Here is a 23,344-nt window from a genome sequence, read left to right as displayed (position 1 = left end):
GCTCAGCTCAGCTTGCCGTGACATTGCTTGTACTTCTTGCCCGAGCCGCAGGGGCATGGCTCGTTGCGCCCGATCTTGCGGCCGTCGCGCACGAACGGCTGATGCTGCGGATCGAAACCCTCCTCGGAGGATTCGGGGGCCTCGCCGGACTCGGGCTCCTGGGCCCCGAGACCTTTGAAGGTCTCGTGCTTGAACTCGAACCGATTCCGCTCCGCAGCGGACTCGTAGGCATCGAGCTCGGGCGCGCCCTGCACCTGGACCTCGAGCTTGGCCAATGTGGTGACCACGTCCTGCTTGATGCCGTCGAGCATGGCCGAGAACATCTCGAAGGCCTCGCGCTTGTACTCCTGCTTGGGATTCTTCTGGGCGTATCCGCGCAGATGGATGCCCTGGCGCAGATAGTCCATGGCGGCCAGATGGTCCTTCCAATGGGTATCCAGGGTATGGAGCATCACGGTCTTTTCGAGCTGGCGCAGGTTCGGGGTGCCGATCATCTCTTCCTTGGCGCGGTAACGCTCCATCAGCACGTCCCGGATCTTGGCCCGCAGGGTCTCCTCGTGCAGGTCGTGATCCTCGTCCAGCCAGCGCTGAATCGGCCAGTCGCCGCCGAAATGATGCGTCAGGGCCTCGCCGAGGCCCGGCAGGTCCCATTGTTCCTCCAGGCTCTCGGGCGGGATGTAGCCGTCGATCAGACCCTTGAGGGTATCGGCGCGCATCGCCTCCACGGTCTCGGAGACGTCCAGCGCGTCCATGAGGTCGCGACGCTGACGATAGATGACCTTGCGCTGGTCGTTGGCGACATCGTCGTATTCGAGCAACTGCTTGCGGATGTCGAAGTTGCGCCCCTCGACCTTGCGCTGGGCGTTCTCGATCGCCTTGGTCACCCAGGGATGCTCGATCGCCTCGCCCTTCTGCATGCCGAGACGCTGCATCATGCGCCCGACCCGGTCGGAGGCGAAGATGCGCATCAGGTTGTCCTCGAGCGAGAGATAGAAGCGCGAGGAGCCCGGATCGCCCTGACGGCCCGAACGGCCGCGCAGCTGGTTGTCGATACGCCGCGACTCGTGACGCTCGGTGCCCACCACGTGCAGACCGCCCGCCGTCAGGACCGCCTGGTGACGCTCCTTCCAGGCCGCGCGGATGGCGTCGCGATCGGCATCCGGACCGGCCTCGTCCAGCTCGGAGTCCAGGTTGCCGCCGAGCACGATATCGGTTCCGCGGCCCGCCATGTTGGTGGCGATGGTGACCGCCCCCGGCTTGCCGGCCTGGGCGATGATCCCGGCCTCGCGCTCGTGCTGCTTGGCGTTCAGCACCTCGTGAGGGATGCCTTCCTTGTTCAGCAGACCCGAAACCAGCTCGGAGGCGTCGATCGAGGCGGTACCCACCAGAACAGGCTGGCCGCGCTTCACGCAATCCTGGATGTCGTCGATGATGGCCTGGTACTTCTCGTCCTGGGTGAGATAGACCAGATCGCCGCGATCGTCGCGAACCATCGGCTGGTTGGTCGGGATCACGACCACCTCCAGCCCGTAGATCTGCTGGAACTCGTAGGCCTCTGTGTCCGCCGTGCCCGTCATGCCCGAGAGCTTGGGATAGAGCCGGAAGAGGTTCTGGAAGGTGATCGAGGCCATCGTCTGGTTCTCGGCCTGGATGGAGACCCCCTCCTTGGCCTCGATCGCCTGATGCAGACCCTCCGACCAGCGCCGCCCGGGCATGGTGCGGCCGGTGAATTCGTCGACGATGACGACCTGGCCGTCGCGCACGATGTACTCCACGTTCCTCTGGTAGAGGGCGTGGGCGCGCAGCGCGGCATAGACATGATGCATCAGCACGATGTTGCCCGGATCGTAGAGGCTCGCACCCTCCTCGAGCAGACCGATCTCGACCAGCATCCGCTCGACCTTCTCGTGCCCCTCCTCGCTGAGGAAGGCCTGACGGATCTTCTCGTCGATCGAGTAGTCGCCCGGACCGAAGTCGGGCTGGCCCTCTTCGTTGGTGATGGGATCCTGGCGGGTGAGCCTGGGGATCAGGCCGTCGATCTGTTTGTAGAGATCCGTGTTGCCCTCGGAAGGCCCCGAGATGATGAGCGGGGTCCGGGCCTCGTCGATCAGGATGGAGTCGACCTCGTCCACGATCGCATAGAAGGGGTCGCGCTGGACCCGCTGCTGCGGCGTGAAGGCCATGTTGTCGCGCAGATAGTCGAAGCCGTACTCGTTGTTGGTGCCGTAGGTGATGTCGGCGGCATAGGTCTCGCGGCGGGTCGCCGGGCGCAGATGCCGATACCCCTGATCACCGTCCGGCTCGAAATCCGGGTCGAAGACGTAGGAAGCCATGTCCGGCCCCATGCCGCCGGAGGAGTTGATGACCCCGACGGACAGACCGAGCGCATGATAGAGCCGCCCCATCCAGGCCGCGTCGCGGCGCGCCAGATAGTCGTTGACGGTGATGACGTGCACGCCCTTGGCCGGCAGCGCGTTGAGATAGGCGGCGAGCGTCGCGACCAGGGTCTTGCCCTCGCCGGTGCGCATCTCGGCGATGCGGCCGCTGTTGAGCACCATGCCGCCGACCATCTGGACGTCGAAGTGACGCATCCCCAAGACACGCTTGCCCGCCTCGCGGACCACGCCGAAGGCCTCGGGCAGGAGCGTATCCAATTCGGCGCCGGCCGCCAGCCGTTCGCGGAACTCGTTCGTCTTCGCCGCGAGCGCCTGATCCGACAGCGATGCCAGCGTCGGCTCGAGCGCATTGATCTGAGCCACCGTTTTCATCAGCGACTTGACCAGCCGGTCGTTACGGCTGCCGAAGATCTTTCTAAATAGATGAGTAACCATCAGATGAGCTTGGGCCTGTCGAAGAAATCGGCGGATGATACCGGATTTCGAGCGTCGGCGTCGGTAGGCATTGACACCGGCGGCTCACACGGAAGGGGATCGATCCGGCAGATCGCGCGGTCAGCCGGACAGATCGGCGGAGTTGCCTGCGACGAGCCGGCGCGGCCCGGACTCCAGGTAGGGCATGGGATCCAGGGTCTTGCCGTCCTTGAGCACCTCGAAATGCACATGGGGCCCGGTCGCGGCCCCGGAAGAACCGACGGTCGCGATCTTCTCGCCCTGGCGCACCAGCTGCCCCACCTTCACGAGGTTGCGGGAATTATGGGCATAACGGGTCACCATACCGTCCAAATGGCGGATCTCGACGATACGCCCGTATCCGTTCTTGCGTCCGCTGAAGGTCACGATGCCGTCGGCCACGGCCACGATCGGCTCGCCGCGCGGACTGGCGAGATCGATTCCTTCGTGGAAGATCCGGGTCTTGCGGATGGGATGGATACGGTAGCCGTAGCGCGAGCTGATATAGCCGGAATGCACAGGCCATCCGGACGGCAGCGCCTTGGCGGAGAGATGCTTGTCGAGGATCAGGTTTTCGAGCACCTCGAGCTTGCGACGGCGATCCTGGATCATGTCGACCATACCGCTGAGCTCGCTGGCCAGCTCCTTGATGGTGTAGTCCCGCACGGGTCCGACCTCGGCCCCGCCTCGAGGCGGAGGATTCTCGAAATCGAACTCGGCCGGATCCAGATCGGACATCCGAACCAGTCGCTCGCCCAGGGCATTGAGTCTCATCAGCTCGGCCTGCATTTCACCGAGACGGGCCGCCATCAGGTCGACCTCGCCGGCATCCCGGGCGGAATGGGGAGCGGGAGCGGGTAATGGCTGGAGATCGGAGAAAGGATTGGAAAGCAACGCGGCTTCGGAGACCGATCCGAAGGGGGGGAATGACCCACTGGCGAAGGAGACCTGACCAGAGTATTTTCCGAGCCAGAAGCCGAGCCCGGCCCCGGCCAGGCTGAAGGACACCACGGCCAGGAAGATGACGAGGGCCTGTCCACGAGCAGCTTGTCTTCGATCGAGGTGGAACATGGTTATTTCTCTGCGATTTCATGTGATCCAGCAGACCCATCGACTGAGATCGAGAAGCAGCATGCAGGCGGCAGGGACCGCCGAGAATCAGTACCGGACACGGCCGAGACCGGCCCGGAACGACGCCCCCGAAGGGATATGATGAAGATGCCTGCCACACGGCTTGCGCACGTTCAGGATCTGCTGAACAAACACGCGACCTTCCGCACATTGGTCGCACAACGTCGACGCGAGATCGAATTGTTGGAAGAGGTGCGAGCCCGACTGCCGCCACCTCTAAGAGAACATTGCCTGGATGCGAGCCTCGTCGAGGACTGCCTGACGCTCTTCCTCGACTCCGCGGTCTGGGCAACGCGCGTGCGCTTCCTGGCCGCAGACATCGTCGAATCGCTGAATTCCCCGCGGATCGCGAGGATTCGAACCCGCATCCGGGTCGGCCGGGGCAGCACGCCCGAAGGCCGGGGAGACTCCGATCGGACACGCGGACTGACATCCGGAGCCGCACGGCATCTGCTCGAAGCCGCCGAGCATATGAGCGACCCGAGCCTGCGAGAGACCTTCAGACGCTTCGCGCTTCGGCATGTCGAGCATACCGCAACGGACGAAGTCTAAACGACAGGCACCGGCTGCGCATAGCAGATCGGAGCGGCGGACGAATCCTCGAACACGACCTCTTCCCAGGCCATGGGGTCTGCCGCGAGTTCGCGCAGCAGCAGATTATTCAAGGCATGCCCGGACTTATGGGCCGTGAAGGCGCCGATCAGGGTATGGCCGAGCAGATAGAGATCGCCGATCGCATCCAGGATCTTGTGCTTGACGAATTCGTCTTCATAGCGAAGGCCTTCCTCGTTCAGCACCCGATACTCGTCGACCACGACCGCGTTGTCCAGACTCCCGCCCAGCGCCAGATTATGCTGCCGCAGCGTCTCGATCTCCTTGAGGAAACCGAACGTCCGAGCCCGGCTGACCTCGCGGACGAAGGACGAGGTCGAGAAATCCACCGTCGCACGGTTGGCTCTGGCATTGAAGGCCGGATGATCGAAATCGATCGAGAACTCGACCTTGAAGCCATGATAGGGCGTGAAACGCGCGTATTTGTCGCCGTCACGCACCTCGATGAGGCGCTTGATGCGAATGAAGCGCTTGGCGCGACCCTGCTCCTCGACGCCCGCGGACTGCACCAGAAAGACGAAGGGCGCAGCGCTGCCATCCATGATGGGCACCTCCGGCGCACCCACATCCACGTAGGCGTTGTCGATACCGAGACCCGCGAACGCAGCGAGCAGATGCTCGACCGTCGAGATCTTCACCCCATCCTGGATCAGGGTCGTTGACAAACGGGTGTCGCCGACGTTAAAAGGCGTCGCCTTGATCTCGATCGGTTCCGCCATGTCGATCCGCCGAAACACGATGCCCGTATCGGGCGCAGCCGGACGCAGGGTCAATTCGACTTTTTCACCCGTGTGCAAACCGACCCCGGTGGCCCGGATCGTCGTCTTCAAGGTGCGTTGTTTGAGCATCGGTCGGGATCTCCCATCGCTGTCCACGGCGGCTGCCGGCTGAACGACTACCGCACGCGATCCGGCATGCCTTTACCGGAACCATGGTCGTTTTCCTTGCGCCAAGTCGTTGCGCGCCCAGCATCCGCTGAGGGCGCAACGCTAGCTTAGGGTTTTCCCGAAATATTTTCAAGCACAACCTTGAATCGAGCGAAAAGTCTTTGTTTTAGAAAGATTTTTCGATAGAGGGAAATTCCGGATCAATCCGCCTGCCGACGCAGAAAGGCCGGAATGTCCAGATAATCGAGGTCGTTGTCTTCGCTGTTCTCCGAGCTGGGCGCGACCGCACCACCCTTGCGATAGACCGCAGGACGGCGATCCATCTCACGATAGTCCGGCGCACTGTCGCTGCCCTCCGAAACGAGCCGCATCGCCGGCTCGGCCGCGATTGGACGCTTGACGGAGACGCGACGCTCGCCCAAGCCGGTGGCCACGACGGTGACGCGCAACTCTTCTTCCAGCTCTGGATCCACGACGGTTCCGACCACGACCGTCGCATCGTCGTCGGCAAAATCGCGCACCGTGTTGCCGACCTCGTCGAACTCGCCGATCGTCAGGCTCATGCCGGCGGTGATATTGACCAGGATGCCCTTGGCGCCCGCGAGATCGATATCCTCGAGCAGCGGACTCTTGATCGCCGCCTCGGCCGCCTCGCGCGCGCGGTTCTCGCCGATCGCCGAACCGGTTCCCATCATGGCCACGCCCATGTTGGACATGACGGTCTTGACGTCGGCGAAGTCGACGTTGATCAGACCGCGGCAGGTGATGAGTTCGGCGATGCCCTGAGTCGCGTTGAGCAGCACGTCGTTGGCCGCCTTGAAGGCGTCGAGCAGGCTCATGTCCTTGCCCAGAACCGCAAGCAGTTTCTCATTCGGGATGGTGATGAGAGAGTCGACATGCTGGGCGAGTTCGGAAATACCCTCCTCCGCGACCCGGCGACGCTTGGCGCCCTCGAACGGGAAGGGCTTGGTGACGACCGCGACGGTCAGAACGCCCAACTCCTTGGCGACCTGAGCGACCACGGGTGCCGCGCCGGTACCGGTTCCACCGCCCATACCGGCGGTGATGAACACCATATCGGAACCCTCGAGGGCCTCCTGGATCCGGTCCCGATCCTCCATCGCGGCATGGCGACCCACATCGGGATCGGCCCCGGCGCCGAGCCCCTTGGTGATGCTGGCGCCCAACTGCAGGATGGTCTTGACGTTGGAACTCTTGAGCGCCTGGGCATCGGTGTTGGCGCAGATGAAATCCACGCCCTCGATGGTCGACGCCACCATGTGATTGACTGCGTTGCTGCCGCCCCCACCGACGCCGATGACCTTGATGACGGCATTCTGGCTATGGGTATCCATCAGTTCGAACATTGATTTCTCTCCTCTGGCGTACGACGTACGCCAACTGAAACCTCGATCAGCCGCATGCTAGAGCACGCGACCGCCCCCGACACGGCCAGGACGCCCGACACGTCCCGACCTTGAGACCGCCTGACACCGCGCGGCCGATCCATCACGACGAGACCCGACGAGAGGCCCCGCGATGTTGCCCGTCGCCCGACAGCGTCATCGCACTGCCGAGCAGGGAACCGAACTGGATGCGAATGGGCACCGAGCCGCATCGTCCGATTCCTCAGAAATTGCCTTGAAACCAATTGCGCATCCGCGCCCAGGTCGCCTTGAGACCGAGATTCTCGGCCAGCTCCGGACGGCGCGCGAAACGATGCTGGCGCGCATACATCAAAAGCCCCACACCCGTCGAGTGTATTGGATTGTCGACGACCTCCTCCATGCCGATCACGTACTGAGGAACCCCCAGCCGCACCGGCATGTGGAAGACCTCCTCCGCCAGATCGATCAGGCCCTGCATCTTGGCGCTGCCGCCGGTGAGGACCACGCCCCCGGCGATCAGGTCCTCGAAACCGCTGCGCCGCAGCTCGTTGTGCAGGAGCGTGAGCAGCTCCTCGTAGCGCGGCTCGACCACCTCGGCCAGGGTCTGGCGCGAGAGATGCCGGGGCGGGCGATCGCCGATGCTCGGCACCTCGATGGACTCGCCGTTGGCCGCCAGCTGGGTGAGCGCACAGGCATGCTGGACCTTGATCTGCTCGGCATGCTGGGTCGGCGTGCGCAGGGCCACGGCGATGTCGTTGGTCACCTGATCGCCGGCGATCGGGATGACGGCGGTATGACGGATGGCACCGTCGGTAAAGACGGCCAGATCCGTGGTCCCGCCGCCGATGTCCACCACGCAGACCCCTAGCTCCTTCTCGTCCTCGCCGAGCACCGAATAGCTGGAGCTCAGCTGGGCGAGGACCAGATCGTCGACCTCCAGGCCGCAGCGGCGGATGCACTTGATGATGTTCTGGGCCGCGCTGACCGCGCCGGTCACCATGTGTACCCTTGCCTCGAGCCGTACACCGCACATGCCGATGGGCTCGCGGATGCCCTCCTGGTCGTCGATGATGAATTCCTGCGGCAGGATGTGCAGGATCTTCTGATCGGCCGGGATGGCGACCGCGCGCGCCGCGTCGATGACCCGATCCACGTCGGCCTGGGTGACCTCGACCTCCTTGATGGCCGTGATGCCGTGCGAATTGAGGCTGCGGACATGGCTGCCAGCGATGCCGGCATGGACCGAATGGATCTCGCAGCCGGCCATCAGCTCGGCCTCCTCCACCGCGCGCTGAATCGACTGGACCGTGGACTCGATGTCCACGACGACGCCCTTCTTCAGGCCGCGCGAAGGGTGAGTCCCGATGCCGATGATCTCGATCTGGTCGTCGTCCTTGAGCTCGCCGACCAGGGCGGCGATCTTCGAGGTGCCGATATCCAGACCAACCAGCAGATTCTTGTCGTTGCGTCGCGACATCCAGATTTATCCTCGATTGCCGGACCGCTTGGAGCGATCCGAATTCGCGCGAGCCTGAGGGCTCGCGTCAGGTGCCCATTTCACGGCGAACCCGTTGCTGTAGCGCAGGTCCACCACCAGTGGCCGGCCGGCGGCCTCGAGCTGCTGGGCGCTGGAGATGAAGCGCGCGAGCCGCTCGTCGACCGAACCCGTGCCGAGCCGCAATTCGGTACCCATCACCAGTCCGACACGCCAGTCGCCACGGGGATCGACCGACAGGCTCTGGATCAGGTGTCCCACCAGCATCAGATCGTCCCGCCATCGCTGATACCGCTTGGCGACCTCGGGCGCCCGCTTGTCGTCGCCCTCGAGCAGCGGCAGACCGGCCGGGATGGTACGCGATAGCGGATGGAAGACGATCCCATCGGCCGTCACCAGGCCGTCGCCGTTCCAGCGCGCGAGCGGGCGGTGTTCCTCGACCCGCACCTGCAGCCGATCCGGCCAGACCCGCCGCAGGCTGGCATGCCCCACCCAGGGAAGCGCCTCCGCGGCGGACTTGAGATCGGCCAGGTCGGCGGTCAGGATGCCGCCGTGCAGTCGCTCGCTGATGGTCTGCTGCAGCAGCTCCGACGAGTGGTGATGCAGCTCGCCCTGGACCTCGATCACCAGGATCGGCAGCAGTCGCGGCTCCCAGTAACCGAACAGCCAGACCGCGGAGGCCGTGGCGCCGAACAGCGTCAACCCCAGCAGGGCGAGCAGACGCGCACGCCATGCAGAAGGCTCGGATGCCGACCGGGACTCGACTGGCCGCGTCGTCTTCACGTTCAGAGACTCGTCTCCAGGATCCGCCACGCCAGGGTATCGAAATCGATCCCGGCGACCCGTGCCGCCATCGGCACCAAGCTGTGATCCGTCATGCCAGGAACCGTGTTGATCTCGAGCAGGAAGGGGCGTCCGTCACCGTCGACCATGAAATCGACGCGACCCCAGCCGCTCGCCCCAGCCGCCTCGAATGCCTCCAGCGCCAACCCCTGCAGCCGCGACTCCTCGTCCTCGGACAGATCGCAGGGACAGTGGTAGCGGGTGCTGTCGGCCCGGTATTTGGCCTCGAAATCGTAGAAGGCGTTCGGGGTCTCCAGCCGGATCAGCGGCAGGGCCTCACGCCCCAGAATGGCGCAGGTGTATTCGGCGCCCTGGATCCAGCGCTCGGCCAGCACCAGCGAATCGAAATCCGCCGCACTGCGCCAGGCCCGTTCGAGCTCGTCACGGCCCTCGACCCGGGCCATGCCGATGCTCGACCCCTCGTGGACCGGCTTGATCATGAGCGGAAAGCCCAGATCGGCGGCCGCCGAAAGATCCTCCGCGCCGCGCAGGAGCACGAAATCGGCCGTCGGCAGACCGCATCCGGCCCAGAGCAGCTTGCAGCGATATTTGTCCATTCCCAAGGCGGAACCGAGCACGCCGGATCCCGTGTATGGCAGACCGACGGTCTCCAGCGCGCCCTGGATCTGACCGTCCTCTCCGCCGCGTCCGTGCAGGACGATGAAGGCGCGATCGAAGGCATCGGCACTCAGACGATTCAGGATCTCGGCGTCCGGATCCAGCGGATGGGCATCGACGCCAGAGCGCAGCAGCGCATCCAGCACCGCCTTGCCGCTCTTGAGCGAGATCTCGCGCTCCGCCGCCGTGCCGCCCAGGAGGACGGCCACCTTTCCGAACCGGGCTGCTCCGGTCGCGTCGATGCTCATGCAGGGTCTCCAGCGATGCGCCGAACCTCGGGAACCAGACGGATTCCGGTCCGCGATTCGACCATATCTTGTACGTGGGCGATGAGGCCGGCGATGTCCGAAGACGTCGCCCCCCCGGTGTTGATGATGAAATTGGCATGTTTGGGCGACACCTGGGCGCCGCCGATGCTGTACCCCTTGAGGCCCTGCGACTCGATGAGCCGGGCGGCGTGATCGCCGGGCGGATTGCGGAATACGGATCCGCAGCTCGGCAGACCGGTCGGCTGGGTGGCCGAACGGCGCTCCAGCAGCTCGCGGATACGCGCCATGGCCGCCTCGCCGTCGCCCGGGGCCAGCTGCAGATCCACGTCGAGGAACCATTCGCCCTCGGGTCCCCTCACCTCGCGATAGCCGATGCGGAAGTCCTCCGGACCACGCTCGCGGATGCGGCCGTGCCGATCGATGGTGCGCACGCTCAGCACCGAGCTCCAGGTCTCCCCACCCCAGGCACCGGCGTTCATGGCGAGCGCGCCGCCCATGGTGCCGGGAATCCCGGCCAGGAACTCGACGCCGACCAGATCCAGGCGTGCCGCGAACCGCGCCAGCTTGGCGCATGAGGTTCCGGCCTCGGCATGGATCCCCGTGTCGCCGCGCCGCTCCAATCGGCTCAGACAGCCCTGGGTATGGATCACCGTGCCCTCGAAACCGCGATCCGCGATCAGGACGTTGCTGCCGAGCCCCAGCCACAGCAGCGGCTCGCCTTCGTCCAGACGGGACAGGAAGCGGACCAGATCCTCGACATCGGCCGGACGATAGAAACGGCGCGCGGGACCGCCGACCCTCCAGGTCGTATGGCCGGCCAGCGGCTCGTCGAGTCGCAGCTCGCCGCGCAGCCCGTTCATGTCCAGCCCCTTCATCGCCACCACTCCCGACCGCGACAGACGCCGGTCGACTCCTGATCGGATGCGGTGCGCGTCCGAGGCCGCTCGACGAGCGGGCGATCGAAGGAACGCGCCGCCCCCCCCGAGTTGATGGCCCGCAGAGGCTCTCCGCACCCCATGAGCAGACGGCGAATCAGGGATCTTCGCATCATGCCCCCCTCCCGCGACGACACATGAGACGGATCATTCGAGCCCCTCCGCGAGCATGGTGGGCAGACGCGCGGCCACGCCGCCGATGTCGCCCGCCCCCGCCACCAGCAGCATGTCGCCATCCTGGATCAGATTCGCCAGCAGACCGGGCACGGCATCGATCGTCTGGGCGAAGATCGGCTCCAGCTCGCCGCGCATGCGGATGGCCCGGCTCAGCGAGCGTCCGTCGGCTCCGGCAATGGGCGTCTCGCCCGCCGGATAGACGTCGCAGAGGATCAGGGCATCCGGGGTCGAGAGCACCTCGACGAAGTCCTCGAACTGCTCCTGGGTACGCGAATAGCGATGGGGCTGGAAGACCAGCACCAGACGCCGGCCGGGCCAGCCGGCGCGGGCCGCCGCCAGGGTCGCCGCCAGTTCGCGCGGATGATGGCCGTAGTCGTCCACCACCAGCAGACGGCGTCCCTGCGGATCGGTCACCTCGCTGGTGACGAAACGCCGTCCCACACCCTGGAATCCGCACAGCGCCCGGCGGATCGGCTCCTCCTCCACGCCCAGCTCCAGGGCGACGCAGATGGCCGCCAGGGCATTCAGCACGTTGTGGCGCCCCGGGAGATTCATGTCGACGGTCAGAGGCCGTCCGAATTCGGGGCAATGGACGCGGAAGATGGTGCGCATGCCCTCCTGATGGATGTCGGTCGCCCGGACGTCGGCCTCCTCGCGGGTGCCGTATGTTCGCACCGGACGCGCGACCGTGGGCAGCAGGGCGCGAACCTCGTCGTCGTCGATACAGAGTACCGCCAAGCCGTAGAAGGGCAGGTGATGCAGGAATTCCATGAAGGTCTGGCGCAGCCGGGCGAAGTCGTTGCCGTAGGTCACCATATGATCGGCATCGATATTGGTGACGATGGCGATCATGGGCTGCAGATAGAGGAAGGAGGCGTCGCTCTCGTCGGCCTCGGCGACCAGATACTTGGTCGTTCCCAGCTTGGCGTTGGTGCCGGCGCTGGTCAGACGGCCGCCGATGACGAAGGTCGGATCCAATCCGGCCTCGACCAGGATGCTCGCGACCAGACTGGTGGTGGTCGTCTTGCCATGGGTACCGGCAACCGCGACGCCGTAATAGAAGCGCATCAGCTCGGCCAGCATCTCGGCACGGCGCACGATGGGAATGCGCGACTCGCGGGCCTGCCGGATCTCCGGGTTGAGCTCGTCGATAGCGGTCGAGACCACCACCGCATCGGCGTCCACCACCTGCTCGGCACGATGACCGATATGCACTTCGATCCCCAGCTCCTGGAGTCGGCGCGTCACGTCGCTGGCGCGCAGGTCCGAACCGGCCACCTCGTATCCCAGGTTGGCCATGAGCTCGGCGATGCCGCTCATGCCGGACCCGCCGATCCCGATGAAGTGCAGACGCCGCACCCGCCCCATGCGCGCCGCCGTATGCTGGAGATGCGCATTCATCGGCCGGCCTCCATATGCGAAAGGCCACCCTGAGCCCCACCCTTGGACAGATGCATGCACGCCGCGGCGATCCGCTCGGCCGCCTCCGGCTGGGCCAATCCCCGTGCCGTCTCGGCCATCTGGAACAGACGGGCGCGATCGCCGAGCAGCTCGGCGAGCAGCGCGGTCAACCCGGCCGGGGTCAGGTCGCGCTGAACGACCAGACGCGCCGCGCCCGCGTCGGCGAGATAGCGGGCGTTGCCGACCTGGTGGTCGTCCACCGCGAAGGGATAGGGAACCAGGACCGAGGGCACGCCGGCCGCGGCCAGCTCGGACACGGTCAGCGCGCCGGCACGACACACCACCAGGTCGGCCCAGGCATAGGCCTCGGCCATGTCGCGGATGAAGGGCGTCACATCCGCCGCGACGCCCGCGGAGCGATAGGCCTCGCGCGCGGTCTCCAGCGTCCGCTCGCCGGCCTGATGGCGAATCTCGGGACGCTTGCCCTCCGGAAGGGCGGCCACGGCGGACGGAACCGTCTCGTTCAAGGCCTTGGCCCCGAGCGAACCGCCGAGCACCAGCAGGCGCGGCGCACCGCCGCGCGCGGCGAGGCGCGCCCGGGGCTCCGGCAGGTCCAGGATGGACTGGCGCACCGGATTGCCCGTCGCGATGGCGCGGCGCGAGGCCGGGAAGCTTCCAGGGAATGCCTCGAACACGGCGCTGGCGACACGCGCCAGCCATTGGTTGGTCATGCCGGGCACGAAGTTCTGCTCGTGGATCACCAGGGGCAGTCCCGAGGCCCGCGCGGCCAGACCGCCGGGACCCGAGACGAAGCCGCCCATGCCGAGCACCAGATCGGCCTCGCGGCGCGCGAGGATGCGGCGGGCCTGCAGCATGGCGCTCGTCAGGCGGAAAGGCGCCTTCAACATCTGGCCGAGCGACTTGCCCCGCACGCCCTCGATGCCGACCCACTCCATCTCGAAGCCGTGATCCGGCACCAAACGCGACTCCATGCCGCGATGCGTGCCGATCCAGAACACACGGGCACCCTGGGCACGCAGCGTCTCGGCCACCGCCAGCGCCGGGAAGACATGCCCGCCGGTCCCTCCGGCCATGACGCCTATGCTCGGACCCATTTCACCCCCCGTTTCAATCTGGCGTCCGATTCCTGCTGACGGACGTTGACATCGATACGCAGCAGGAGCGCGATCGCCATGCAGCCGACGATGAGACTGTTGCTGCCATAGCTCAGGAACGGCAGCGTCAGGCCCTTGGTGGGAAGCAGCCCGACGTTCACGCCGATGTTGACGAAGGCCTGCAGACCCAGCCAGAGCCCGATCCCCTGCGCCACATAGGAGGCGAAGCGCGTCTCCAGGATCTCGGCCCGCACCCCGATGGCGAAGGCGCGCGAGACGATGAAGGCGAAGGCCGCGATCAGAACCAGCATGCCGACCAGCCCGAATTCCTCGCCGATCACGGAGGCGAGGAAGTCCGTATGGGCCTCGGGCAGGAAGAACTGCTTCTGGATACCGTTGCCGAGCCCCACGCCGAACCATTCGCCGCGGCCGAAGGCGATCAGCGCCTGACTCAGCTGATAGCCCGAATTGAAGGGATCCTCCCAGGGATTGAGGAAGGAGGTCACCCGCGCCCAGCGATAGGGCGACAGGATCACCAGCGCGACCAGCCCGACCCCGACCACGCCGATGAGGAAGACGAAGGGCAGGATGCTCACCCCGCCGAGGAAGAGCAGACCCATCACGGTCGCCAGCATGACCGCCGTGGTGCCGAAATCGGGCTGCATCAGAATCAGAGCCGCCGCGACGCCGACCAGGATCATCGGCCGGATGAATCCCGAGAGATCGTTCGCGACGGACTCGGCATGCCGGACCAGATAGCCCGAGACATAGATGACCGCGAACAGCTTGAGGAACTCGGATGGCTGAAGATTCAAGGGACCGAGCGGAATCCAGCGGGTCGCGCCATTGACCGTGCGGCCGATTCCCGGAACCAGGACCAGCACCAGCACGGCGATTCCGAGCAGGATGAGCAGGGTCCCGAGCCGTTCCCAGGCATCCAGCGGAACGAAATAGGTCAGAAGACCCGCGGTCAAGGCGAGCCCGAGGGCCAGACCGTGACGCATGATGTAATAGAAAGGATCGTGACAGCAGTTCTCGGCGATCGACATGGAGGCCGAGGCGACCATGACGAAGCCGAACGCCAGCAGCCCCAGGGCACAGACCAGCAATGGATAGTCCATCGGCAGGGCCCGCTCGCGCCGGCGAGGCCCGGAACGCCGGGTGCGCACGGCCGCGGTCATGACAGGAGCCTCCGCACCGTGTCGGCGAACACCCTTCCGCGATGCTCGTAGTTGTCGAACATGTCGAGGCTGGCGCAGGCGGGAGACAGGAGCACGGAGTCTCCGGACCGGGCCAACTCGGCGGCCCGACGCACCGCGTCCGCCATGTCGACCGCATGGACCAAGGGCACCGCACCCGCGAGGACGCGCTCGATCGCCGGCGCATCGCGCCCGATCAGGACCACCGCGCGCGCGGCGCGGCGGACCGGATCCAGCAGCGGCTGGAAATCCGCGCCCTTGCCCGCTCCGCCGGCGATCAGCACCACCTTGCCGTCGCCCTCCTCGGGAATCAGACCGGCCAGCGCCGCGACGGTCGCGCCCGGATTGGTGCCCTTGGAATCGTCGTACCAGCGCACGCCGTCGCGCTCGGCGACCAGCTCGCTGCGGTGCGGCAGGCCCGGGAAGGTGCGGAGCGCCTCGCAGGCCGGCCCGGCAGGAATCCCGCAGGCCGACGCCAGGGCGAGCGCCGCCAGTGCGTTGGCCAGATTGTGCCGCCCCGGAATGGCGACCTCGGAGGCCGGCATCAGCGGATCCTGGCCATGGAAGATCCAGGGGGTCTCGGAATCTCCGGCGGACGCCGCGTGAGGCATCAGTCCCAGATCGTCCGGCCCCGGCTCGCCCAGGGTGAAGCCGATCTCGCGCTCGGACTCGCGGCGCATGGCGAGGACCCGAGGATCGTCCCGATTGACGACCGCGACCCGCGCCCCCCGATAGATGGCGGCCTTGGTCTCGGCATAGGCATCCAGATCCGGATAGCGGTCGAGGTGATCCGCCGAGACGTTCAGCACCACGGCCACGTCGGCCCGCAGTCCGGGCGTGGTCTCCAGCTGAAAGCTCGACAGCTCGATCGCGTAGAGATCCGCGGCCGGATCGAGCAGGTCCAGGACCGGCTCGCCGAGATTACCCCCGACCGCCACGCGGCGACCGGCCAGGCGCGCCATCAGACCGAGCAGCGTCGTCACCGTGCTCTTGCCGTTGGAGCCGGTGATGGCGCAGATGGGCGCGCGCGCCGCGCGCGCGAACAGCTCGACGTCGCCGATGACCGGGACGCCGCGGGCGATCGCCTGCTGGATCAGGGGCTCGGAGACCGGCACGCCTGGGCTGACCACCAGCTGGGTCGCCGCGGCGAAGACCTCCGGATCGAAGCCCCCGACGAAGACGGCGAGCTCGGGCATCCGCTCGCGCAGATCGTCCAGCCCGGGCGGCCGTGGACGCGAATCGGTCACGGCCGCGAGGACGCCCTGCGAACGCAGATAGCGGGCGCATGAGAGACCGGTCTTGCCGAGCCCCACCACCAGGGTCTTGCCCTGCCGCCCGGACGCCATGTCGGATGCCGTTTCCAGTTCGACCTGCATATGGCTCACCGAATCTTGAGACTCGCCAGACCGATCAGGACCAGGACCACGGTCACGATCCAGAAACGGACGATGACGCGCGGCTCGGGCCAGCCCTTGAGCTCGAAATGGTGATGCAGCGGCGCCATCCGGAAGATGCGCTTGCCGGTCAGCTTGAACGACATCACCTGGAGCATGACGGACAGGGTCTCGGCGACGAAGACGCCGCCCATGATGAAGAGCACCAGCTCCTGACGCACCGCCACCGCCACCACCCCAAGCGCGGCCCCCAGCGCCAGTGCGCCGACGTCGCCCATGAAGACCTGGGCGGGATAGGCGTTGAACCAGAGGAATCCGAGCCCGGCGCCGACCAGGGCGCCGCAGAAGATGACGAGCTCGCCGACCTCCGGGATATGCGGGATCAGCAGATAGTTGGCGATCTGCACGTGCCCGGCCGCATAGACGAAGATGGCCAGGGCCCCGGCGACCAGCACCGTGGGCATGGTGGCCAGACCGTCGAGCCCGTCGGTCAGATTGACCGCGTTGCTCGCGCCCACGATGACGAAATAGGTCAGAAGGATGAACCAGGGACCCAGCTGGATCGACAGACTCTTGGCGTAGGGGATCAGCAGCGCCGTCTCGGCCGGAGAGGAGGCCGTGACATAGAGTGCGACGGCCGCGACGAAGCCGGCGACCGTCTGCCAGAAATATTTCCAGCGCGCGATCAGGCCGCGCGGGTCGCGCTTGACCAGCTTCTTGTAGTCGTCGACCAGACCGATGGCGCCGAAGGCCAATGTGGTCAGCAGCACGATCCAGACATAGTGGTTGCTCAGATCCGACCACAGCAGTGTGGCGACCCCGACCGCCACCAGGATGAGCGCCCCGCCCATGGTCGGGGTACCGGACTTGGACAGATGGCTCTGAGGACCGTCGTCGCGCACGGTCTGTCCGATCTTGTAGGCGCGCAGCCGGCGGATCATGGGCCGGCCGACGATCAGGGCGATCGAGAGTGCCGTGAGGACGCCGAGAATCGCCCGCAGGGTCAGATAGCGGAAGACATCGAAGCCGCTATGGATCTCGGCCAGCCACTCAGTCAGATACAGCAACATCCTAACGACCTACCTCGGCGCACAGCGCCTCTACGACCAATTCCATTCGCGCCGTGCGCGAACCCTTGACCAGGATCCGATCTTCGGGACCCAGTTCGGAACGCAGATACTGAATCAGCGCCCCCTGCTCGGAAAAATGCCGCGCCCCCGGGCCGAAGGCCTCGCTGGCCCCGGCGGTCAGGGTGCCGACGGTGGCCAGACGATCGACGCCCGCGTCCAGGGCCATGGCCCCGATCTCCCGGTGCAGCTGGGCGGAATCCGCGCCCAGTTCGCCGAGATCGCCAAGGACCAGCCAGCGCCTGCCATCCAGATCCATCAGGACCTGAACGGCCGCGGCGATCGAGTCCGGGTTGGCGTTGTAGGTATCGTCGATCAGCGACAGCCCGGAGCAGGAACGCGGACAGAGGCGCCCCTTGACCGGCAGCAGTCCGACCAGCCCCTCCTGGATCCTCTCGACCTCGACCCCCAAAGCCAGCGCCGCGGATGCGGCGGCCAGGGCGTTGCGGACGTTGTGCCGGCCGGCCAGACGCAGCTGGACCGGAATCTTCGCCCCGCCCCGAAGCGCCGTGAACCGGGTGCGAAACCCCTCCTCGTCCCAGGCGACGCTCACGGAACCGGGGTCGGCACTCAGATCCGACGCGCCCGGCTCCATTCCGAAACTGAACAGGGAGCGTTCGCCGGCCAGCTCGCGCCAGAGCCCGATGAAGGGTGAATCGCCGGCCACCACGAAGGTCCCGCCGGGAGACAGACCGCGGGCGATCTCGCCCTTGGCGCGCGCCACACCCTCCAGACTGCCGAAACCCTCCAGATGGGCGCGGCCGGCATTGGTGATGAGGGCCACGTCCGGACGGGCGATGTCGGTCATGTAACCGATCTCGCCATGGTGGTTGGCGCCCATCTCCAGAACCAGATAGTCCTCGTCGCGCGCCTGAAGCAGGGTCAAGGGCATGCCGATGTCGTTGTTCAGGTTCCCACGAGTGGCGCGCACCCGGCCGGCTCGTCCGAGGATGGCCGCGAGCATCTCCTTGACCGTGGTCTTGCCGTTGCTTCCGGTGACGGCGACGATGCGCCCCCGGAAGCGGTCCCGCCAGGCCGCCGCCAAACGACCGAGACCCAGGCGGGTATCCGGCACCACCCACTGCGGCAGATCCAGATCGAGCGGATGATCCACCATCGCGGCCACGGCGCCGGCACGCTTTGCCGCCTCGACATAGAGGTGACCATCGAAGCGCTCCCCGCGCAGGGCGATGAACAATTGACCCGAGCAATCGGCCCGCGAATCGGTTCCGACACCCGTGAAGGCGAGATCCGCACCCTGAAGCGCGCCCCCGGCTCGTGCGACCGCCTCGGCTAGCGTCCACATCAGTGATGTCCCTCCCGCCATTCGCGCAGGGCCTCGACGACCTGGGCGCGATCGCTGAAATGCACCCTGAGATCGCCCATGTCCTGCTGAGTTTCCTGCCCCTTTCCGGCGACCAGCACGGCATCGGTCGTGCCCGCCAGGGCGATGGCCCTGCGGATGGCGAGCCCGCGCTGGCGCTCCACCCGCACCGACTGCGGGTCCGACAGACCGGCGCGGATGTCGTCGATGATGCCTTCCCCCGACTCGTGGCGCGGATTGTCGTCCGTCAGAATGAGCTGCTCGCTCAGCCGCTCGGCGATGGCACCCATCAGCGGGCGCTTGTCCCGCTCGCGCCCGCCTCCGCAGCCGAAGACGGTGATGACACGGCGATAGCCGTGCAGACGCAGATTGACCAGTGCCTTCTCCAGCGCGTCCGGGGTATGGGCGCCATCGACCACGACCTGGGGCGTGCCCTGGGTGCCGAAACATTCCATCCGGCCCGGCACCCCGCGCACCTGGGACAACTCGCGCGCCGCGCGCTCGATCGGCAGCCCGCGGGAGCAGAGGACGGCGAGCACCGCCAGCAGGTTGGCGACATTGAAGAGACCGACCAGACCCACCTCGAGCTCGACCTCGCCACGGCCGAAACCGCCGCAATAATGAATGCGGATACGCAGACCCAGCGGCCGGGTCTCGATGGCGTCCGCGCGCAGCCAGAGGTCGCAATGGGCGGGCTGGGACGCGTCCGAACGCAGGCTGTAGGCCGCGACCGACACCTTGGGCGTAAGCGCGGCGAGGATGTCCTCGGAGAATGGATCGTCCAGGTTCAACACCGCCCAACCCAATCCGCTGGACGCGAACAGGGCGCGCTTGGCCGCGCCATAGGCGAACATATCTTCCTGGGCCTCATCCCGGTCCCGCGTGAGATTGGTGAAGAGTGCGTGCGACATCCGCACCGCCGAGAGTGAAGACCGGGCGAGCGTCCTGGCCGACACCTCGAGCGCGACGCCCTGGGCACCACGGGATCCTAGATCCTCGAGCGCCCGCTGTACGGCGAGCGGATCCAGGACCGGACCGGGCGGCTGATGCAGATCGCCGGGGAAACCCTGGCCGAGCGAACCGATGAGGCCGCAGCGCTGTTCGACCGACAATGCCTGGGCCAGCAGATGGGCCACCGTGGTCTTGCCGTTGGTGCCCGTGATCCCGAATACCTCGATCCGGGCGCTGGGCGATCCATGGAAACGATCGGCGATCTCGCTCAAGCGCGAGGACAGACGCGCGACCGGAATCACCGGCAGACCGAGACGATCCTGCAGATCCCGCATCGCATCGGCGGACCAACCCGCGCCGGACTCGGCGAGAATCGCGACCGCGCCGCGCCGCTTCGCCTCCTCGGCGAAGTCGAGCGCATGCCGGCGACGCCCCTGGCAGGCGAGGAACAGCGCACCCGGAATCAGGGTGCGGCTATCCAGGGAGAGATCCGGGACCTGCAGCTCGGCGGCCGGCTCGGAGCCGGCGGGCAGCTCGAGCAGTCCAGCCATCAGATCGCCCAGACGCCAGGCATGGCCGGTACGGGCCAGCGCCATCATGACGCACCTCCGCGATGGACGAGCAGCATGGAAGGCGGCGGATCGTCCGGCGGCACATTGAGTAGGCGGAGCGCTCCCTCCATCACGCGCTGGAAGACCGGCGCCGCGACGAGACCGCCGTAATAGGAGGAGCCGCCGGGCTCGTCGACCATTACCACCATGACGAGACGCGGATTTCCGGCGGGCACGAAGCCGGCGAAGACCGACTGATAGCGGCGTCCGCCATAGCCTCTGGAACCGGATGCCTTCTTGGCCGTGCCGGTCTTGCCGCCGACTCGGTAGCCGGGGATCTCGGCACGCCTGGCGGTCCCCTTGTCGGAGACCACGGTCTCCATCATTGCACGAACCTTGCGCGCGGTATCGACGCTGAGGACACGGGTGGCCACCGGCAGCATCGATGGATCGTTGCTGTCGCGCTTCAGCAGGGTGACGGGGCGCTTGATGCCGTCGGCGGCGAGCACGCCGTAGGCCTGGGCCAGCTGCAGCGCCGTCACCGAGAGGCCGTAGCCGAAGGCCATGGTGGCATGCTCGAAGGGACGCCACTGCGAATAATGACGCAGGCTGCCGCGGGTCTCGCCCGGAAATCCGATTCCGGTCGGCTGACCGAATCCGACCTTGCGGTAGATGTCCCAGAGCCCGGCATAGTCCATCATCTGGGCGATCTTGACCGAGCCCACGTTGCTCGATTTGGTGATGACGCCCGTGACGTCGAGCGTCCCGTAGTTGTGCACGTCCTTGACGAGATTGCTGCCGACCCGCAGGACTCCGGGTCCGGTCGCGATCCGGGTGCCGGGACTGACCAGCCCCTTCTCGAGCGCGGCGGCGATCACCAGCGGTTTGACCGTCGAGCCCGGCTCCATGACGTCGGTCACGGCGCGGTTGCGTCGACGCTCGCTGCCACCGTCGCGGTCGCCGTTGGGGTTGTATCCGGGCTGATTGACCATGGCCAGCACCTCACCGGTGGCCACGTCCAGGACAACCGCGGTGCCGCCCTTGGCCTTGTGCTCCTTGACGGCCGCCATCAGCTCGCGGTAGGCGAGGAACTGCAGCCGGCGGTCGAGACTCAGGACCAGGTCCTTGCCCGGACGCGGAGGACGAATCTGCTCCACCTCCTGGACGATACGCTGACGCCCGTCGCGGATGACCCGGTGCAGCCCGGGGACCGCCTCGAGCTGGGCGTCGTACTCCAGTTCGAGTCCCTCCTGACCGCGATCCTCGATATTGGTGAAGCCGATGACGTGCCCGAAGACCTCGGCCCCCGGATAGAAGCGCCGGTACTCGGTCTCGAAATCGACGCCCTGGAGACCGTGCTCGGCGATCGCCTCGCGGACGGCGCGCGCCTCGTCGAAGCTGACCCGCCGCTTGATGTACATGAAACCGCGTTCGGCATTGTCCTGGATCTTCTGGCGCAGCCCGGCCGCATCCAGATCGAGCGCGGCCGCCAGTGGCGCGATAGCGTCCAGATGGGCGACCAGCTTGCGCGGCTCGGCCCAGACCGTCTCGACCGGCGTGCTCACCGCCAGCGGCTCGCCGTTGCGGTCGGTGATGACACCCCGGCGCGCGGCGATCTCGCCGTCGCGCAGATAGCGCCGCTGACCCTCGTTCTGGAGGAAATCCGTCTCGATCACCTGGCGGAAGAAGACCGCACCCGCCAGCACGGCGAAGGCCAGCGACAATCCGCCCACGATCAGCTGGCGGCGCAGCCGCAGGTTCGGCTTGGCGCGCGGGGTCTCGGCGACGCGCCGGCCGCGGCGTCTAGCGTTGGCCATGACCGCCCTCCTCGATCAGGAGCACGTCGCTCAAGCGCGGCGCGAACATGCCCAGCTCGTTCCTCGCCTTGCGCTCGACACGGGCATGGGTCGAGAGCGCCGCCTCCTCGAGCCGCAGCCGGTTCCACTCCACGTCGATCGCGTCGCGCTGGGCCCGCAGATCCTGCAGCTGGGCGAAATGGATTCGCGTCAGATACTTGACGTGCACGACCTCGACCGCGGACAGGATCACGGCCAGCCCGAGACAGGAAAGCATGAGGATGCCGCTTCGCGTCATGGCAGTCGCTCGGCCACGCGCATCACGGCACTGCGCGCCCGGGGGTTCACGGCCAGTTCCGCCTCCGAGGGGCGAACCTGCTTGCCGATCGCCCGCAGGCGCCCCCGAACCTCCGATGCCTGCACCGGCAGTCCCTTCGGCAGCTGGGGTCCGCGCGACTCGTCACGGATGAAGCGCTTGACGATACGGTCCTCGAGCGAGTGGAAACTGATGACCACCAGACGGCCGGCATCCGCGAGCAGACCGCACACCTGACCGAGACAGTCGCGCACCTCTTCCAATTCGTCGTTGACGCGAATGCGCAAGGCCTGGAAGGTTCGAGTGGCCGGATGCTTGCCAGGCTCGCGGGTCGGTACCGCGCGGGCGACCAGCTCGGCCAGCCGATGGGTCGAGACGATGGGCGCGACCGCCCGCTCGGCCACGAGGACGCGAGCGATCCGCTTGGCGAAACGCTCCTCGCCCAGATCGCGCAGCACGGCCGCGATCTCGGATTCCTCGGCGCGCGCGAGCCAGTCGGCCGCGGACATGCCGCACCCGGGATTCATGCGCATGTCGAGCGGACCCTCCGCGCTGAAGCTGAAACCGCGCTCGGCCGAATCCAGCTGCGGCGAGGAGACGCCCAGATCGAGCAATATCCCGCAGACCCGCCCGGCGACACCTGTCCGGTGCGCGACATCGCCGATGGAGGAAAAGGGCCCATGATGGATGGAGAAGCGTGCGTCGCGCGCGGCCAGATCCTCGCCCACGGCCACGGCCTCGGGATCGCGATCGATCCCGATCAGGCGGCCGGCGGCCCCGAGCCGTTCCAGGATGGCACGGCTGTGCCCGCCACGACCGAAGGTGCCGTCGATATAGATACCGTCCGGATGCCATACCAGGGCAGACACGCTTTCCTCCAGTAATACGGGCGTATGCAGCGGAGAATCACCAGGCAAATCGTTTCCCAGCACGTTGGTCATGTTCGGACATCGGGCGCCAGTGGCA

20 protein-coding genes are annotated in these 23,344 nt (G+C 66.6%); 1 reads left to right on the top strand and 19 read right to left on the bottom strand.

The features are described from left to right. Positions 1-2 precede the first annotated feature (2 nt). Together secA and D779_RS08255 are read right to left on the bottom strand one after the other, a co-directional pair. Positions 3-2,831 (bottom strand): preprotein translocase subunit SecA, encoded by a 2,829-nt coding sequence (gene secA / locus D779_RS08260; RefSeq protein ID WP_043752382.1) that lies wholly within the window; start codon positions 2,829-2,831, stop codon positions 3-5. Between the two features lie 120 nt (positions 2,832-2,951). Beyond that, entirely contained in the window at positions 2,952-3,920 is a 969-nt protein-coding gene (locus D779_RS08255) for a M23 family metallopeptidase (protein WP_043752378.1), read from the bottom strand. A gap of 147 nt (positions 3,921-4,067) precedes the next feature. Here D779_RS08255 and D779_RS08250 point away from each other — a divergent pair, with 147 nt between their 5' ends. Then, positions 4,068-4,532, top strand: a complete 465-nt coding sequence (locus D779_RS08250) for a DciA family protein (protein ID WP_157726355.1) — start codon at positions 4,068-4,070, stop codon at positions 4,530-4,532. Here the strand turns inward: D779_RS08250 and lpxC are convergent. The 17 genes from lpxC to rsmH all read right to left on the bottom strand — a co-directional run bounded on the left by lpxC (position 4,529) and on the right by rsmH (position 23,319). Further along, positions 4,529-5,440: a UDP-3-O-acyl-N-acetylglucosamine deacetylase gene (gene lpxC / locus D779_RS08245; RefSeq protein WP_043752373.1), complete on the bottom strand. Its 912-nt coding sequence runs from the start codon at positions 5,438-5,440 to the stop codon at positions 4,529-4,531. The genes D779_RS08250 and lpxC overlap by 4 nt on opposite strands. A gap of 239 nt (positions 5,441-5,679) precedes the next feature. Continuing rightward, positions 5,680-6,846: a cell division protein FtsZ gene (ftsZ, locus tag D779_RS08240; RefSeq protein WP_043752370.1), complete on the bottom strand. Its 1,167-nt coding sequence runs from the start codon at positions 6,844-6,846 to the stop codon at positions 5,680-5,682. 262 nt (positions 6,847-7,108) lie between these two features. Further along, on the bottom strand, positions 7,109-8,344 hold the full coding sequence (ftsA, locus tag D779_RS08235; protein ID WP_043752366.1) for a cell division protein FtsA: 1,236 nt from the start codon (positions 8,342-8,344) through the stop codon (positions 7,109-7,111). A 6-nt stretch (positions 8,345-8,350) separates the two neighbouring features. After that, positions 8,351-9,145 carry a cell division protein FtsQ/DivIB gene (locus tag D779_RS08230; protein WP_052347987.1) on the bottom strand — a complete coding sequence of 265 codons (795 nt, stop codon included), beginning with the start codon at positions 9,143-9,145 and terminating at the stop codon, positions 8,351-8,353. A 2-nt stretch (positions 9,146-9,147) separates the two neighbouring features. Further along, a complete protein-coding gene (locus tag D779_RS08225) occupies positions 9,148-10,071 on the bottom strand; it encodes a D-alanine--D-alanine ligase (protein ID WP_043752363.1) in 924 nt (307 codons plus the stop codon). Then, entirely contained in the window at positions 10,068-10,967 is a 900-nt protein-coding gene (gene murB / locus D779_RS08220; RefSeq protein ID WP_052347986.1) for a UDP-N-acetylmuramate dehydrogenase, read from the bottom strand. Before murB ends, D779_RS08225 begins: the two co-directional genes overlap by 4 nt. After that, positions 10,964-11,143: a hypothetical protein gene (locus D779_RS08215; RefSeq protein ID WP_043752360.1), complete on the bottom strand. Its 180-nt coding sequence runs from the start codon at positions 11,141-11,143 to the stop codon at positions 10,964-10,966. The genes murB and D779_RS08215 overlap by 4 nt, the downstream gene beginning before the upstream one ends. Before the next feature lie 31 nt (positions 11,144-11,174). Next, positions 11,175-12,605 (bottom strand): UDP-N-acetylmuramate--L-alanine ligase, encoded by a 1,431-nt coding sequence (gene murC, locus D779_RS08210; RefSeq protein ID WP_043752357.1) that lies wholly within the window; start codon positions 12,603-12,605, stop codon positions 11,175-11,177. Further along, positions 12,602-13,720 carry an undecaprenyldiphospho-muramoylpentapeptide beta-N-acetylglucosaminyltransferase gene (gene murG, locus D779_RS08205; RefSeq protein WP_043752354.1) on the bottom strand — a complete coding sequence of 373 codons (1,119 nt, stop codon included), beginning with the start codon at positions 13,718-13,720 and terminating at the stop codon, positions 12,602-12,604. The genes murC and murG overlap by 4 nt, the downstream gene beginning before the upstream one ends. Further along, entirely contained in the window at positions 13,705-14,901 is a 1,197-nt protein-coding gene (ftsW, locus tag D779_RS08200; protein WP_043752353.1) for a putative lipid II flippase FtsW, read from the bottom strand. The genes murG and ftsW overlap by 16 nt, the downstream gene beginning before the upstream one ends. Then, positions 14,898-16,295 (bottom strand): UDP-N-acetylmuramoyl-L-alanine--D-glutamate ligase, encoded by a 1,398-nt coding sequence (gene murD, locus D779_RS08195; RefSeq protein WP_052347961.1) that lies wholly within the window; start codon positions 16,293-16,295, stop codon positions 14,898-14,900. Before murD ends, ftsW begins: the two co-directional genes overlap by 4 nt. Positions 16,296-16,300: 5 nt before the next feature. Then, on the bottom strand, positions 16,301-17,383 hold the full coding sequence (mraY, locus tag D779_RS08190) for a phospho-N-acetylmuramoyl-pentapeptide-transferase (RefSeq protein WP_043752349.1): 1,083 nt from the start codon (positions 17,381-17,383) through the stop codon (positions 16,301-16,303). A 1-nt stretch (position 17,384) separates the two neighbouring features. Continuing rightward, complete coding sequence (locus D779_RS08185; protein WP_043752343.1) at positions 17,385-18,746, bottom strand: UDP-N-acetylmuramoyl-tripeptide--D-alanyl-D-alanine ligase; 1,362 nt, start codon at positions 18,744-18,746, stop codon at positions 17,385-17,387. Beyond that, positions 18,746-20,314 (bottom strand): Mur ligase family protein, encoded by a 1,569-nt coding sequence (locus tag D779_RS08180; RefSeq protein ID WP_052347960.1) that lies wholly within the window; start codon positions 20,312-20,314, stop codon positions 18,746-18,748. The genes D779_RS08185 and D779_RS08180 overlap by 1 nt, the downstream gene beginning before the upstream one ends. Beyond that, positions 20,311-22,083: a peptidoglycan D,D-transpeptidase FtsI family protein gene (locus tag D779_RS08175; protein WP_043752339.1), complete on the bottom strand. Its 1,773-nt coding sequence runs from the start codon at positions 22,081-22,083 to the stop codon at positions 20,311-20,313. Before D779_RS08175 ends, D779_RS08180 begins: the two co-directional genes overlap by 4 nt. After that, positions 22,070-22,360 (bottom strand): cell division protein FtsL, encoded by a 291-nt coding sequence (ftsL, locus tag D779_RS08170; RefSeq protein WP_043752336.1) that lies wholly within the window; start codon positions 22,358-22,360, stop codon positions 22,070-22,072. Before ftsL ends, D779_RS08175 begins: the two co-directional genes overlap by 14 nt. Next, positions 22,357-23,319, bottom strand: coding sequence for a 16S rRNA (cytosine(1402)-N(4))-methyltransferase RsmH (gene rsmH / locus D779_RS08165; RefSeq protein ID WP_094300774.1), 963 nt, complete (start codon positions 23,317-23,319; stop codon positions 22,357-22,359). The genes ftsL and rsmH overlap by 4 nt, the downstream gene beginning before the upstream one ends. Positions 23,320-23,344 lie beyond the last annotated feature (25 nt).

This window comes from Imhoffiella purpurea (assembly GCF_000585215.1).
GTDB classification, from domain to species: Bacteria; Pseudomonadota; Gammaproteobacteria; order Chromatiales; family Chromatiaceae; genus Imhoffiella; species Imhoffiella purpurea.
This window is presented reverse-complemented; position numbering and strand designations above follow the sequence as displayed.

Coding starts and splice junctions, on each gene's coding strand:
- secA (WP_043752382.1), bottom strand. CDS start 2,831: ATGGTTACTCATCTATTTAGAAAGATCTTCGGCAGCCGTAACGACCGG.
- D779_RS08255 (WP_043752378.1), bottom strand. CDS start 3,920: ATGTTCCACCTCGATCGAAGACAAGCTGCTCGTGGACAGGCCCTCGTC.
- D779_RS08250 (WP_157726355.1), top strand. CDS start 4,068: ATGCCTGCCACACGGCTTGCGCACGTTCAGGATCTGCTGAACAAACAC.
- lpxC (WP_043752373.1), bottom strand. CDS start 5,440: ATGCTCAAACAACGCACCTTGAAGACGACGATCCGGGCCACCGGGGTC.
- ftsZ (WP_043752370.1), bottom strand. CDS start 6,846: ATGTTCGAACTGATGGATACCCATAGCCAGAATGCCGTCATCAAGGTC.
- ftsA (WP_043752366.1), bottom strand. CDS start 8,344: ATGTCGCGACGCAACGACAAGAATCTGCTGGTTGGTCTGGATATCGGC.
- D779_RS08225 (WP_043752363.1), bottom strand. CDS start 10,071: ATGAGCATCGACGCGACCGGAGCAGCCCGGTTCGGAAAGGTGGCCGTC.
- murB (WP_052347986.1), bottom strand. CDS start 10,967: ATGAAGGGGCTGGACATGAACGGGCTGCGCGGCGAGCTGCGACTCGAC.
- D779_RS08215 (WP_043752360.1), bottom strand. CDS start 11,143: ATGATGCGAAGATCCCTGATTCGCCGTCTGCTCATGGGGTGCGGAGAG.
- murC (WP_043752357.1), bottom strand. CDS start 12,605: ATGAATGCGCATCTCCAGCATACGGCGGCGCGCATGGGGCGGGTGCGG.
- murG (WP_043752354.1), bottom strand. CDS start 13,720: ATGGGTCCGAGCATAGGCGTCATGGCCGGAGGGACCGGCGGGCATGTC.
- ftsW (WP_043752353.1), bottom strand. CDS start 14,901: ATGACCGCGGCCGTGCGCACCCGGCGTTCCGGGCCTCGCCGGCGCGAG.
- murD (WP_052347961.1), bottom strand. CDS start 16,295: ATGCAGGTCGAACTGGAAACGGCATCCGACATGGCGTCCGGGCGGCAG.
- mraY (WP_043752349.1), bottom strand. CDS start 17,383: ATGTTGCTGTATCTGACTGAGTGGCTGGCCGAGATCCATAGCGGCTTC.
- D779_RS08185 (WP_043752343.1), bottom strand. CDS start 18,746: ATGTGGACGCTAGCCGAGGCGGTCGCACGAGCCGGGGGCGCGCTTCAG.
- D779_RS08180 (WP_052347960.1), bottom strand. CDS start 20,314: ATGATGGCGCTGGCCCGTACCGGCCATGCCTGGCGTCTGGGCGATCTG.
- D779_RS08175 (WP_043752339.1), bottom strand. CDS start 22,083: ATGGCCAACGCTAGACGCCGCGGCCGGCGCGTCGCCGAGACCCCGCGC.
- ftsL (WP_043752336.1), bottom strand. CDS start 22,360: ATGACGCGAAGCGGCATCCTCATGCTTTCCTGTCTCGGGCTGGCCGTG.
- rsmH (WP_094300774.1), bottom strand. CDS start 23,319: ATGACCAACGTGCTGGGAAACGATTTGCCTGGTGATTCTCCGCTGCAT.